Raw genomic sequence first — 13,136 nt, forward strand, 5'->3', positions numbered from 1 at the left:
TTCGTCCAGAATAATTCACGGTAATTATAAAAAAGCGGCAGTAACGCGCATTTGTTCGGGTGTTCAAAGCCTCGTTTCATCTTTTATATCGTCCGCAAGCTGCGCGAACTCTGGTATTGAAGATTTTCGTGAGCGATGACTTCTGATTTTTTATCCTGAGCCCCGGCGCGTTGAGTTAAGGCAGCCCGGCGTATCCAAACGATTGCGCCTTGCGACAACCAGGTTGAAATGTTAAAAGAAGCCCCTTCAATAAAAACCACACAGGGGTAGGGCGTGAAAAACGCGTCAACTGCATCTGACACTAGTGTGTCCGATGCCGCGTCGACTAATGAACCGACGCTTCAGCGGGGGTTGCAAAACCGCCATATTCAATTAATTGCGCTGGGTGGCGCAATTGGCACGGGCCTGTTTCTGGGGATTGGCCCGGCAATTCAGATGGCGGGACCTGCGGTCCTGCTGGGCTACGGTGTCGCCGGAATAATCGCGTTTCTGATTATGCGTCAGTTGGGCGAAATGGTGGTTGAAGAACCCGTTTCCGGATCGTTTGCCCACTTTGCCTATAAATACTGGGGACCCTTTGCCGGCTTTCTGTCTGGCTGGAACTACTGGGTAATGTTTGTACTGGTCGGCATGGCGGAGCTTACCGCAGCCGGGATCTACATGCAGTACTGGCTGCCCGATGTCCCGACCTGGATTTGGGCCGCCGCTTTCTTTGTTATTATCAATGCCGTCAATCTGGTCAACGTTCGTCTGTATGGTGAAACGGAATTCTGGTTCGCACTGATTAAAGTGCTGGCGATTATCGGCATGATTGGTTTTGGTATATGGATGCTGTTTTCCGGCAACGGCGGTGAACATGCGAGCATCGATAATCTCTGGCGCTACAACGGTTTCTTTGCTACCGGCTGGAATGGTTTGATCCTGTCGCTGGCAGTGATTATGTTTTCTTTTGGTGGACTGGAGCTGATCGGCATTACAGCGGCTGAAGCACAGGATCCTCAAAAAAGTATCCCGAAAGCAGTAAACCAGGTGGTGTATCGTATTTTGCTGTTTTACATCGGCTCACTGGTGGTATTGCTGGCGCTGTATCCTTGGGTGGAAGTGAAATCAAACAGCAGCCCGTTTGTCATGATTTTCCATAATCTTGACAGCAACGTGGTGGCTTCAGCGCTCAACTTCGTTATCCTGGTAGCTTCGCTGTCGGTCTATAACAGTGGCGTGTATTCCAATAGCCGTATGCTGTTTGGCCTTTCGGTACAGGGGAATGCACCGAAGTTTCTAACCCGTGTCAGCCGTCGCGGCGTGCCAGTTAACTCATTGATTCTTTCCGGCGCTATCACATCGCTGGTGGTATTGATCAACTACGTGCTGCCGCAAAAAGCGTTTAGTTTGCTGATGGCGCTGGTGGTTGCGACCCTGTTGCTGAACTGGATTATGATTTGTCTGGCGCATCTGCGTTTCCGTGCGGCGATGCGTCGCAAGGGGCGTGATACCCAGTTCAAGGCGCTGTTATATCCGGTCGGAAACTATCTGTGTATTGCCTTCCTTGCTTTGATCCTGGTGCTGATGTGTACCATGGATGATATGCGCTTGTCGGCCATGCTGCTGCCGGCATGGATCCTGTTCCTGTTTGTTGCCTTCAAACTGCTGCGCCGTAAAGCCCGCTAATCGCTAACCGATCTCATCCTGATGATGAGATCGGTCATCTCTCGATCTTTATCGTGATTGAACTCGCAGTTCTGAATCGCTTCACAGGATCTTTATTTTGTAATCGATTACTTTTTATTTGAACCTGTTTGTAATCGATTACTTTTTAAAGGTGAGGCAAAAAATGGTGTCGACAACCGAAAGTAGTGGAAAACAGAGCGTACGGTACAGACTGCTGGTGCCGAGGCTCTCGCTAATGATGTTTTTACAGTTCTTTATTTGGGGAAGCTGGTCTGTCACGTTGGGGTTGGTGATGAGCCAGCACAACATGTCGCTACTGATTGGTGATGCGTTTTCCGCCGGACCAATCGCCTCGATTTTGTCGCCGTTTGTCTTGGGGATGTTGGTGGATCGCTTCTTTGCTTCGCAAAAGGTGATGGCGGTGATGCACCTTGCTGGGGCTGCGATCCTCTGGTTTGTGCCGCAGGCGCTGGTGGCGCAAAACGGCGCACTGCTGATTGGTCTGCTGTTTGGCTACACGTTGTGCTACATGCCAACGCTGGCGTTGACCAACAATATCGCATTTCATAGCTTGTCCGATAAAGACAAAACTTTCCCGGTAGTGCGGGTGTTTGGCACTATTGGCTGGATTGTCGCGGGGATCTTCATCGGCGTAACCGGCATTTCAGATACGACAGGCATCTTTACGCTGGCTGCGGTTATTTCAGTGATTCTGGCGCTCTATAGTCTGACGTTGCCCAATACACCCGCTCCGGCGAAAGGGCTGCCGGTAAAAGTGCGTGATCTGTTTTGCGCAGATGCCTTTGCTTTACTCAAAACTCGCCACTTCTTTGTCTTCTCTCTCTGCGCGACGTTAATCTCAGTGCCGCTGGGGACATACTATGCGTACACCGCGTCGTTTCTGGCGGATGCGGGCGTTGGTGATGTCAGCACGGCCATGTCATTCGGCCAGATGTCTGAAATTTTCTTCATGCTGGTGATCCCGTTCTTGTTCCGACGACTGGGCGTGAAATACATGCTGCTTATCGGCATGTGCGCCTGGTTTGTGCGTTATGCCTTCTTTGCGCTTGGCATCAGTGAAGAGGGGCGTTTCCTGCTTTATCTCGGTATTTTGTTACATGGGGTGTGTTACGACTTCTTCTTTGTGGTTGGCTTTATCTACACCGACCGTATTGCCGGGGAAAAAGTAAAAGGTCAGGCGCAAAGCATGATCGTCATGTTTACCTACGGGATTGGCATGCTGCTGGGTTCGCAAATTTCCGGTGCGCTGTATAACCGACTGGTCGCGGGACAGACCGTGCCTCAGGCATGGACTACATTCTGGTGGATCCCGGCAGTCGCCGCCGCAGTAATTGCTGTGATTTTCCTTTTCTCTTTCAAGTATGACGAGAAAGAGCGCGCGTAATATTCAGGAGGGGTTATGAGAACCATTAAGGGACCGGGGATTTTTCTGGCACAGTTTATCGGTGGGCAACCTCCGTTTAACACCCTGAAAGGGCTGGCTGAGTGGGCGGCGGGATTAGGCTATAAGGCATTACAGATCCCGTGTAATCACAAGTCGCTGTTTGATGTCGAACAGGCTGCGGTAAGCCAGACCTACTGCGATGATATTCGCGGGATGCTGGCGGAACATGGACTGGCGATCAGCGAGTTATCCACTCATCTCGAAGGTCAACTGGTTGCGGTCCATCCTACCTACGATGATGCTTTTGCCGGATTTGCACCACAGTCATTACGCGCCGATCCCCAGGCCCGCCAGGCGTGGGCGACACAGACGTTACAACAGGCTGCGGCCGCTTCACAAAGGCTGGGGCTGACGGCGCACGCGACGTTTTCTGGTTCTCTCGCCTGGCCCTATTTTTATCCGTGGCCACCGCATAATCGCCAGCGTTTTGAGGAGGCATTTCAGGAACTGGCACGTCGTTGGCGGCCCATTCTTGACTGTTTTGATGAACACGGCGTGGATGTTTGTTATGAGATCCATCCAGGCGAAGATCTGCATGATGGCGTCACTTTTGAGCGTTTTTTGGCGCTGGTTGATGATCATCCGCGTTGCAATATCCTTTACGATCCCAGCCACCTGCTATTGCAACAGATGGACTATCTCGGGTTTATCGATATCTACCATTCGCGCATCAAAGCGTTTCACGTTAAAGATGCTGAGTACCGTGCCAATAGCCGAAGCGGCGTGTACGGCGGCTATCAGCCATGGATTGACCGCGCCGGACGGTTCCGCTCGCTGGGGGATGGACAGGTTGATTTCAAAACGATTTTCAGCAAACTCACGCAATATGATTATCCTGGTTGGGCAGTCCTGGAGTGGGAATGCTGTTTGAAAGAGGCAGAAACGGGGGCCAGTGAAGGTAGCGGGTTTATTCAACGCCATATTATTCCGGTTTCATCTCGCGCATTTGATGATTTTGCCGCTGGCGATGAGGTACGCAAATGATACAGGTTGGCATTATTGGTAGCGGATTTATTGGGCCTGCGCATATTGAGGCGCTGCGTCGACTGGGTAATGTGAACGTGGTGGCACTTTGCGACAGCTCACAGGCCGTTGCTGATGAACGGGCTCGTTCGTTACATGTTCCCCATGCGTACGGCAGCGTTGAGGCATTGCTGGCGCATCCGGGGCTACAGGTGGTGCATAACTGCACGCCGAATCATCTGCATGCTGACATCAATCGACAGATTTTGCGTGCCGGGCTGCATGTATTTTCTGAAAAGCCGCTCTGTATGACGCCTGATGAGGCTCATGAACTGGTGGATCTGGCTGAGCAGGCGGGCGTGGTGCATGGTGTTAGCTTTGTTTATCGCCAGTTTGCAATGGTACAGCAGGCGGCCAGCATGGTACGCAACGGCAGCGTTGGGCGTCTGTTTGCCGTGCAGGGCTGCTATTTGCAGGACTGGATGCTGCTGGAAACTGACTACAACTGGCGCGTCGATGCAGCACTTGGCGGTGGCTCGCGGGCAGTGGCAGATATCGGCTCGCACTGGTGCGACACGGTGCAGTTCGTTACTGGCAAGCGTATTGTGGAGGTGATGGCCGATCTTGCTATCGTCTGGCCAACACGCAAAGCCAGCATTACCGGTGGTGCGACCTTTAATCAGCAGACCGCAGACCGACAGCTTGAAGATAAACCGGTTACTACCGAAGACTGTGGATCGGTGCTGGTGCGTTTTGAGGATGGTAGCAAGGGCTGTTTTAGTGTTTCTCAGGTCAGCGCCGGGCGAAAGAACCATCTGAGTTTTGAGATTAACGGCAGCCAACATTCTTTGAGCTGGGACCAGGAAACACCGCAGCAACTATGGGTGGGACATCGCCAGCAGGCGAATCAGATCCTGACGGATGATCCGGGACTGATGAATGCCGAGGTAGCCGCAAGTGCGCATTTTCCGGGCGGACATATTGAGGGGTGGCCAGATGCGTTCAAAAATATGATGCTGCAGTTTTACCAGGCGGTGCAGGCAGGGAAAATGCCTGCACCTGAGGCCCGTCGTTTTGCTTCGTTCACGGATGGTGCTGATGTGATGTATATCATTGATGCTATTATAAAAAGCCATCAGCAGCAGCGTTGGGTGTCGGTACAGCGTTAAATACGCACCCGGTTCGCCGGGCGGTGATTTTATGGTAGCCTCAACGCAAAGCGAAAACCGCAGGATGTGTCGTCGTTATGTCTATTCAAAAAATCGCCCAGCTTGCCGGTGTATCGGTGGCGACGGTATCACGAGTGCTGAATAACAGTGATACCGTCAAAGCCAAAAACCGCGAGCGCGTGCTACAGGCTATCAAGGAAAGCAATTATCAGCCCAACCTGCTTGCCCGCCAACTACGCACGGCACGAAGCTCGATGATCCTGGTGATGGTCTCCAACATAGCCAACCCTTTTTGTGCCGAGGTGGTGAAAGGCATTGAGGAGGAGGCTGAGAAGAACGGCTATCGCATTTTGCTGTGTAATTCTGGCTCTGATACGGCCCGCTCGAAATCAGCACTGAAACTGCTGTCAGGTAAAATCGTTGACGGCATCATCACCATGGATGCGTTTTCTAAATTACCAGAACTGACTACGTTGATTGGCGATGCGCCCTGGGTGCAGTGTGCGGAATATGCCGATAAAGGTGCGGTTTCCTGTGTGGGTATCAACGATGTGGATGCCGCGCAGTCGGTGATATCGCATCTGGTGGACAAGGGCTACCGGCGCATTGCGTTGATCAACCATGATCTGAGCTATAAATACGCGCGTTTGCGTGAACGGGGATACAAAGCGGCGCTGCATGCGCTGTCGCTTGAGTATCAGGCGGTGGAGTACGCCAGTGAATTAAGTTCCAGCGCTGGTATTGCCGCGATGGAAACCTTACTGGCGGCAGAGGTGAAACCCGATGCGGTATTTGCCGTGTCCGACACGCTGGCAGCCGGAGCCATGCGCGCGATTATCAACGCCGGGTTACAGATCCCACAGGACATTGCCGTGGTTGGATTTGACGGCACGGAACTGGCGGAAATGGTCTCCCCACAGCTTACGACCATTGAGCAACCCTCGCGCGATATTGGCCGCAAGGCGGTAGGGTTATTGCTAAATAGAATTGAAAATCCAGATGCCCCTGCCGAAAGGGTCATGATGGACTGGCGCTATATTTCACGCGCCAGCACCTGAGGACTACCGCTGAAATGCGCCTGACAGCGCACGAATATCATTCCCGGTAGGGGACTGATGAATGCGTAAACCAAACTCTTCGACCACGGCAAAAATATGGTCGAAGATATCAGCCTGAATACTTTCGTATTCCAGCCACACTACCGTATTGGTGAAGGCATAAATCTCAATAGGTAAACCGTGATCGTCCGGGGCCAACTGGCGAACCATCAACGTCATATCTTTGCGGATGCGTGGATGGTGACGTAAATATTCGTTCAGATAGGCGCGAAACGTCCCGATATTGGTCATCTGACGGTGATTTAGTACGGATTCAGGCGCATCTAACTGCTGGTTCCATTCATTAATTTCCTGATGGCGTGTCGTTAAATACGGTTTAAGCAAGTGCGCTTTGTGCAGTCGCTGGCGTTCATCCTCATCGAGAAAATGAATGCTGGTGGCATCAATATTGATGCTGCGTTTAATTCGGCGACCGCCGGACGCTGACATCCCGCTCCAGTTTTTAAAGGAGTCCGATACCAGCGACCAGGTTGGAATAGTGGTAATGGTATTATCCCAGTTACGTACTTTGACAGTGGTTAAACCGATATCGATCACCGCGCCATCTGCGCCGTATTTCGGCATTTCCAGCCAGTCGCCCAGTTTGAGCATATCGTTGGCAGAAAGTTGTATTCCGGCGACCAGACCGAGGATTGGATCTTTAAATACCAGCATTAAGACGGCGGCCATGGCACCTAAGCCACTAATGAGTATTGCTGGTGACTGGCCAATCAACAGGGAAATCATCAAAATACCGATGATAATTGCACCGATTAACTTGATGCCCTGAAATATACCTTTTAACGGTAGCTGTGATGCGGCAGGGAGTTTCTGCGACAGATTGAGAATAACGTCCAGCAGGGAGAATAAGGATAGCAGAGCGTACATCATGATCCACAGCTGTGCGCAGGTCACTAATATTTCGGCGGCTTCGCTTCCTTTTTGTAACCAGAGAGCAGCCTGGATATTGACGATGATACCTTGCAGCGTAAACGCCAGACGATGAAATAATTTGTTCTGCGTGATGATTTGTAGCCACAGACGGGAGCTGGCGTTGGCACGTTTTTCAAATGCGCGTAGTACCACCCAGTGCAAAATAACGTGAACAATAATGGCGGTGATAAAAATAATGCCAAAAATCATCACCAGCGAAGTGGTGTGATTCATTTCAATGCCGAGTTCTTCCACCTGAGATATCAATTCCTGCATAACGTCTCCTTAATAAACAGCGGTCTATGATGACCGCTGTGCAGAGGTTATGCAAATGCGTACTCCTCACTCTCTATTTTGAGGCGACACAGGCACGGGTTTGTACGACATTCAGCGTGCGACGGAAAAATAACGTTGCCAGAAGCAGAACAATCATCATTGCGGCTTCGACGGCCAAAAACCCGATAACCGACCGCGTATAATCACCGTGGTTATGCTGCTGCAGATGCAAAAACAACGCGCCTAACACGGCGGGGCCGAGCCCGAGTGTAGCCTGCTGTAGCGTACTCAAAATGGTCGTTCCGGCACCTGCATCATGTGTGGTGATATCGCGCATACCGATACGATAAAAACTGTTCACAATCAGCGCCTGGCCGTAACCGATAAGCGTTGTCGCCGGGATCAGCGTGAACACTGAAGTTTGCAGGCCCGAATGCCAGAAGGTCAGTATGAGCCCTGTTAATCCTGTAATTTGAATGACCAGGCCGGTTAACAGAATACGCCCTGTGCTATAGCGGGCAATCAATCGCGGCGCATAACACGCTGAGATAAAATAGGCCGCGCCGAGGGCAATAAAGCTGTTGCCGGATTCCCACGGTGCCATACCAAGACCTGCTTGCAGGGTCAGAGCCATGCAGAACATAAAACCTGACCAGGCGCTAAAAAACAGTAATGCAATCAGGACACCGAACCGGATGCTGCTGAGCCTCAACAGGCGTGGTGGCAAAAGAGGCTGTTGCTGACGTTGTTCCTGGTGTAATGCATTGCTCCGCATCCACCACCCCAACGGCAGGATTGCGACAAGTGCTACCTGTGTCTGCCATGGCCAGCCGGTTTCTGGGCCTAATGCCATCGGAAAAAGGAGGCAACAGAGGATAGCTGCCAGACCGGTGGTTCCCAGCCAGTCAATATCGGCCCGGGTTTCTCGGGTAGTTTCGGGGACATAACGGCGGCTGAAAATCAGCACCAACAGGCAGATCGGGACATTAATAAAAAACGCGTTGCGCCAGCCCAGTCCGGCAATATCTGCTGAAACTAACCATCCCCCACCCATCTGGCCTACGATAAAAGCGATACCGCCAATACCCCCGTACAAACTGATGGCTCGCGCATGTGCTGTACCTTTCAACGTGACGTGAAGCGTGGCGAGAATCTGCGGTACGATTAGCGCAGCCCCCGCACCTTGTAAAACACGGGCACTCAGTAACATGTCTATGGAGTTTGCCAAACCGCAAAACAGGGATGCTAACCCAAACACGACGACGCCCCACATAAACAGGCGGCGGCGACCGTAGTTATCGCCGAGTTTGCTTCCTAACGCCAGACAGACGGCGAAGGTCACACCGTACAAGGCAACAATCAACTCAAGCTGGGTCGTGGTAGCCTGTAGCGACTGCGTAATGGAATCCAACGCGACATTGGTAATTGATGTATCAATAAGCGGCAGCATTTGGCCTGTGAGTAACAGCAGTAACCCTACGCGACCGGGTGAAACAACTGAGGTATTCATGGTAACTCCATTGCGTCATTCAGCAGATGGACGTAGCATCACTGAATAATTAAACGGGTACCAGTTCCTGGTTATACGGGTATTGGTACTACCATGCTGGAGTGTATATGGCGGTAATGGCACAACCTGAATCTGTGGCTATCCTTCCTGATGACAGCCGCAAACAGCTCGGTGCGTTTTTGCGTGCGCGACGAGAAAGCCTTGACCCGCAACGACTGGGGCTGCCGAGAGTCGGGCGGCGGCGAACACCCGGCCTGCGCCGCGAAGAGGTCGCGATGCTGGCTAATGTTGGTGTAACCTGGTACACCTGGTTGGAGCAGGGGCGCGAGGTGAACCCGTCGCAAACGGTACTGCTGAGCGTGGCGAATGCACTGCAATGCAGCCCTCTGGAAACCCGTCACCTGTTTGTGCTGGCAGGATTGACACCGCCGGAATCGACGGCGGCTACGGTGTGTGAAGGCATCAGTCCAGGCACCCGGCGGATGCTAGACAGTCTGATGCCGCAGCCTGCCAGCATCCAGAAACCCAGTTTTGACATTGTGGCGTGGAATGACAGTTTTTGCCGCTTAATGGGGATTGATTTTGCTACGCTTCCGGACGAAGACCGCAACTGTATTTACCTCTATCTCACCAATGAAACCTGGCGAAGCCGTATCGAAAATTGCGATGTATTACCGACGTTTGTCTCGTACTTTCGTGCAGAAATGGCGGAGCATCGGGGCGATCCGATCTGGGAGAATAAATTGGCGCGTTTTTTTGCCGCGTCTTCTGAGTTCGAAGCGTTGTGGCATCAGCGTTATGAGGTTCGGGGCGTGGAAAATCAGGTGAAAAACTTTCACCATCCGCAGTTGGGGCGTTTTAGTTTGCAGCAGATGTACTGGTATTCAGCACCTCGTAACGGTTCGCGACTGCTGGTTTATTTACCGATGGATGCAGCCGGGGAGCAAGCATTAGCGTGGCTGGATAAGCAGTAAAAAGCCCGATGGCGTAAGCCTCCCGGGCTGTATGGGGAAATCAGACTTCCGTCAGCGTTGTTTCCTGTGGCAGGCGTGATTTTGGCAGTGCGGCGTTGAAGTCCTCTACGCTGTGGTGGCCCACCGGGACGATAACCACGCTGGTGTAGCCTTTTTCTTTCAGGCCAAACTCTGCGTCGAGAACTGCGGCATCAAAACCTTCGATCGGCACGGCATCCAGGCCCATCGCCGCAACGCCCAACAGGAAGTTACCTACGTTCAGGTACACCTGTTTTGCCATCCAGTGGTTGTCATCTTTGAGCTCTTTGCGGTGCATGTCAGCAAAGAATGTGCGCCCTTTGTGGTTAGCCGCCTTGGCTTCCGGGGTCGCAAAACGACCATCGATCTCTTCTTGATCCACGACACGCTCCAACCACGCGTCGTCCATAGCTGTTTTGGCGCAGAACACCACGACGTGAGAAGCATCAAGCATTTTACGCTCGTTGAACACAAAGTTACCGGCGGCGGATTTTGCTACGCGCGCTTTCCCTTCGTCAGTGCTGGCAACGATGAAATGCCACGGCTGGGAGTTGGTGCTGGACGGACTGAACTGCAGCAGCGTTTTTAATTTTTCTGCCTGCTCAGCGGTCAGTTTTTTACTCGGATCGAATGCCTTAGTGGAGTAACGTTTTAAGGCGACAGAAACAATATCCATAAAAACTCCTGGTGGTTTTTCGTACCCTGCGGGTGCGTTTTAGTTTCAGCAGGGTACAGGGTTAGCGAAAAAAAGATAAGACGGAAAAATGCAAAAACACTTATTGGCGCTAACGATAAATCAGGTGGGGCGCAGGCGTTTTTGATCCCGTTTAGGAAGACCGTCAACAACCCGATGCCATGAGTCATTCACCAGCTCTGTTAGTAATGACTCGCTAATATCGTCACCAGGATAGACCGAGATCCAGTGCTTTTTATTCATGTGATAGCCTGGCTCGATGCTGCGGTAAATCTGCTGATTTAACAGCGATTTTTGCGGTTCAGACTTCAGGTTGACCAGAGGGCGTCCGCGTTGCTCGGAGACAATCATAAAAATCTTGCCGCCGACCTTAAAGACGTCAAACTCAGGGCCGAATGGCCAGCAGAGCTCGGTAAAAGGGAGTTCAAGCGCAACACGTTTCGCACAAGCGTGTAATGTCTGACCGTCCATTATTTTTCCTCGCGGGTGAGCGCACGCCACATAGCTTCAAATCCCATAGCAATGTATTCATTTGCACGGGCAGGATCGCGGGCGGCGAATTCCATTGTTGTTTCCGCCAGCGACAGAAAAAGCCCGTCGCCGAAGGCGCGATACTCGTCAGACATGAACTCGGGCCGCACGGAGCGATGACAAAGATCGCGTAGTTCCGGGAACATATCGTCAGCCTGTTGTTCGGTTTCTTTGGAGATTTTCTCGCTGACGGCAAGCTGGCGAATGGTACGGTGCCCGGTAGTGTGATTCAAACCCCAGCTAATGTAGCTGTTCCAGATGTAGTGAGTCATAGTTTTGGCATCGGTCTCCGAACGGTCCAGATTAGCCATCATCGACTGACAGAGATCGTGCTTTAGATAGAGATAAAGCTCGTTGATGAGATCATCTTTTGTCGCGAAATAGCGAAACAACGTTCCCTCCGCAACCCCAGCATTACGGGCAATGACGGCGGTAGAGGCCGCAATGCCAGATTGTGCAAATGCTGTGGTTGCAGCTTCCAGTAATGCCATTTTTTTGTCTTCACTCTTCGGACGAGCCACTACACTTTACCCTTAAGTCTGTAAAAAACACGATTGAATCACGGCCTTTGCAGTACCGCAACGGCGAATGTCAAAGATTGAAAATCATCTTGACGGCGAACTTTCGATTTCTATAATGAGTGCTTACTCACTCATAATCAAGAGTCAGTCGCGCAAACCAACGGAAAGGAGGCGCGTTTAAGGTCAGGATATGAAGCGTCTCACAGTTTGTGTGGTTGTTATTATGCTCATTGCCGCTACTGCAAGTTTACCATTCGTACTCAATGCTGGATTTGGTCAGGCGCCGCAAGGGGCACAACTAAACCAGGTTGAACAGTCGCCGTACTATCGTGATGGACAGTTTCATAACCAGGTGCCTACACCGGGCTATACCGGCAACAAAAGTATGTTGGCGGCGTGGTGGGAGTTTCTGGTTGCTAAACGTGAAAATGCGCGGCCTGCACAACCGCTACCGCTGGTGGCGACCCATCTCGCGAGTTTATCACCGGAGCAAGATACCCTGGTCTGGCTGGGCCACTCCTCGTGGTACTTACAGTTGGCTGGCCAACGAATCCTTATTGATCCGGTGTTCAGCAATTACGCAGCGCCGTTTTCGTTTCTGAATAAAGCCTTTGTCGGGGATTACCCGTGGACGGCGCAGAACATGCCGGAAATCGATTTGCTGATCATCTCACATGACCACTATGACCATCTGGATCATGCAACCATCAAGGCGTTGATGCCAAAGATTAAACGGGTGATTACCCCGCTTGGCGTTGGTTCACACCTGCGTTACTGGGGAATGAACAGCGAGATAATAGAGGAGCGTGACTGGAATCAGTCCGTCAGAGTGACTGATTCACTGATTGTCCATGTACTGCCGGCGCGCCATTTTTCGGGGAGAGGCATTAAACGTAATCAAACGTTGTGGGCAAGTTTCATGTTTGAAACGCCAGAACAGAACGTTTATTACAGCGGAGACTCCGGCTACGGACCGCATTTTAAAGCGATTGGCGAGCAGTTTGGTACGGTCGATTTAGCCATCATGGAAAATGGTCAATATGACCAGGACTGGAAGTTTATCCACATGATGCCGGAAGAGACTGCGCAGGCGGCAGCGGATCTCCATGCGAAAGCCGTTTTACCGGGACATGCCGGTCGCTTCGTTCTGGCAAAACACACCTGGGACGATCCCTACAAACGCCTGGCGCTTGCCAGTCGCCTCAAAGATTACCGTTTGCTGACGCCTATGCTGGGTGAGCAGGTAGTACTGTCCGAACCAGACCAACAGTTTACGGCCTGGTGGCAGCAAACGGCCCAATGAACACAGGGAGATGA

12 protein-coding genes are annotated in these 13,136 nt (G+C 51.8%); 7 read left to right on the forward strand and 5 right to left on the reverse strand.

Annotated elements, in window-relative coordinates:
- Positions 1-273: 273 nt before the first annotated feature.
- The 5 genes from pheP (at position 274) to AACS05_RS05690 (ending at position 6,323) form a co-directional block, all read left to right on the forward strand.
- Positions 274-1,668: a phenylalanine transporter gene (pheP, locus tag AACS05_RS05670; RefSeq protein WP_045440895.1), complete on the forward strand. Its 1,395-nt coding sequence runs from the start codon at positions 274-276 to the stop codon at positions 1,666-1,668.
- Positions 1,669-1,831: 163 nt separating this feature from the next.
- Complete coding sequence (locus tag AACS05_RS05675) at positions 1,832-3,073, forward strand: MFS transporter (RefSeq protein WP_045440896.1); 1,242 nt, start codon at positions 1,832-1,834, stop codon at positions 3,071-3,073.
- Positions 3,074-3,088: 15 nt separating this feature from the next.
- On the forward strand, positions 3,089-4,117 hold the full coding sequence (locus AACS05_RS05680) for a sugar phosphate isomerase/epimerase family protein (RefSeq protein ID WP_045440898.1): 1,029 nt from the start codon (positions 3,089-3,091) through the stop codon (positions 4,115-4,117).
- Positions 4,114-5,265 carry a Gfo/Idh/MocA family protein gene (locus AACS05_RS05685; RefSeq protein WP_045440900.1) on the forward strand — a complete coding sequence of 384 codons (1,152 nt, stop codon included), beginning with the start codon at positions 4,114-4,116 and terminating at the stop codon, positions 5,263-5,265. Before AACS05_RS05680 ends, AACS05_RS05685 begins: the two co-directional genes overlap by 4 nt.
- A gap of 77 nt (positions 5,266-5,342) precedes the next feature.
- On the forward strand, positions 5,343-6,323 hold the full coding sequence (locus AACS05_RS05690) for a LacI family DNA-binding transcriptional regulator (protein ID WP_045440902.1): 981 nt from the start codon (positions 5,343-5,345) through the stop codon (positions 6,321-6,323).
- A gap of 3 nt (positions 6,324-6,326) precedes the next feature.
- On the opposite strand, the gene AACS05_RS05695 is transcribed toward AACS05_RS05690, so the two are convergent.
- Together AACS05_RS05695 and AACS05_RS05700 are read right to left on the reverse strand one after the other, a co-directional pair.
- Positions 6,327-7,571, reverse strand: coding sequence for a mechanosensitive ion channel family protein (locus AACS05_RS05695; RefSeq protein WP_045440904.1), 1,245 nt, complete (start codon positions 7,569-7,571; stop codon positions 6,327-6,329).
- 73 nt (positions 7,572-7,644) lie between these two features.
- A complete protein-coding gene (locus AACS05_RS05700; RefSeq protein WP_045440906.1) occupies positions 7,645-9,081 on the reverse strand; it encodes an MFS transporter in 1,437 nt (478 codons plus the stop codon).
- A gap of 107 nt (positions 9,082-9,188) precedes the next feature.
- Here AACS05_RS05700 and AACS05_RS05705 point away from each other — a divergent pair, with 107 nt between their 5' ends.
- Positions 9,189-10,055, forward strand: a complete 867-nt coding sequence (locus tag AACS05_RS05705) for a helix-turn-helix transcriptional regulator (RefSeq protein ID WP_045440908.1) — start codon at positions 9,189-9,191, stop codon at positions 10,053-10,055.
- Between the two features lie 40 nt (positions 10,056-10,095).
- Here the strand turns inward: AACS05_RS05705 and nfsB are convergent, their stop codons facing one another.
- The 3 genes from nfsB to AACS05_RS05720 all read right to left on the reverse strand — a co-directional run bounded on the left by nfsB (position 10,096) and on the right by AACS05_RS05720 (position 11,819).
- Positions 10,096-10,749 (reverse strand): oxygen-insensitive NAD(P)H nitroreductase, encoded by a 654-nt coding sequence (gene nfsB / locus AACS05_RS05710; protein ID WP_045440910.1) that lies wholly within the window; start codon positions 10,747-10,749, stop codon positions 10,096-10,098.
- Positions 10,750-10,869: 120 nt separating this feature from the next.
- Entirely contained in the window at positions 10,870-11,238 is a 369-nt protein-coding gene (locus AACS05_RS05715) for an MmcQ/YjbR family DNA-binding protein (RefSeq protein WP_045440911.1), read from the reverse strand.
- A complete protein-coding gene (locus AACS05_RS05720; protein WP_045440912.1) occupies positions 11,238-11,819 on the reverse strand; it encodes a TetR/AcrR family transcriptional regulator in 582 nt (193 codons plus the stop codon). The genes AACS05_RS05715 and AACS05_RS05720 overlap by 1 nt, the downstream gene beginning before the upstream one ends.
- A gap of 190 nt (positions 11,820-12,009) precedes the next feature.
- Between AACS05_RS05720 and AACS05_RS05725 the strand changes: the two genes are divergently transcribed.
- Positions 12,010-13,122: an MBL fold metallo-hydrolase gene (locus tag AACS05_RS05725; protein WP_045440913.1), complete on the forward strand. Its 1,113-nt coding sequence runs from the start codon at positions 12,010-12,012 to the stop codon at positions 13,120-13,122.
- Positions 13,123-13,136: the final 14 nt, after the last annotated feature.

Origin of the sequence: Citrobacter sp. S-77, from assembly GCF_963864895.1 — a bacterium.
GTDB lineage: Bacteria > Pseudomonadota > Gammaproteobacteria > Enterobacterales > Enterobacteriaceae > Citrobacter > Citrobacter murliniae.

Excerpts from the sequence above, each read along its gene's own strand:
- AACS05_RS05705 (WP_045440908.1), top strand. The coding sequence starts at position 9,189 with ATGGCGGTAATGGCACAACCTGAATCTGTGGCTATCCTTCCTGATGAC.
- nfsB (WP_045440910.1), bottom strand. The coding sequence starts at position 10,749 with ATGGATATTGTTTCTGTCGCCTTAAAACGTTACTCCACTAAGGCATTC.
- AACS05_RS05685 (WP_045440900.1), top strand. The coding sequence starts at position 4,114 with ATGATACAGGTTGGCATTATTGGTAGCGGATTTATTGGGCCTGCGCAT.
- AACS05_RS05695 (WP_045440904.1), bottom strand. The coding sequence starts at position 7,571 with ATGCAGGAATTGATATCTCAGGTGGAAGAACTCGGCATTGAAATGAAT.
- AACS05_RS05680 (WP_045440898.1), top strand. The coding sequence starts at position 3,089 with ATGAGAACCATTAAGGGACCGGGGATTTTTCTGGCACAGTTTATCGGT.
- AACS05_RS05715 (WP_045440911.1), bottom strand. The coding sequence starts at position 11,238 with ATGGACGGTCAGACATTACACGCTTGTGCGAAACGTGTTGCGCTTGAA.
- AACS05_RS05690 (WP_045440902.1), top strand. The coding sequence starts at position 5,343 with ATGTCTATTCAAAAAATCGCCCAGCTTGCCGGTGTATCGGTGGCGACG.
- AACS05_RS05725 (WP_045440913.1), top strand. The coding sequence starts at position 12,010 with ATGAAGCGTCTCACAGTTTGTGTGGTTGTTATTATGCTCATTGCCGCT.
- AACS05_RS05675 (WP_045440896.1), top strand. The coding sequence starts at position 1,832 with ATGGTGTCGACAACCGAAAGTAGTGGAAAACAGAGCGTACGGTACAGA.
- AACS05_RS05700 (WP_045440906.1), bottom strand. The coding sequence starts at position 9,081 with ATGAATACCTCAGTTGTTTCACCCGGTCGCGTAGGGTTACTGCTGTTA.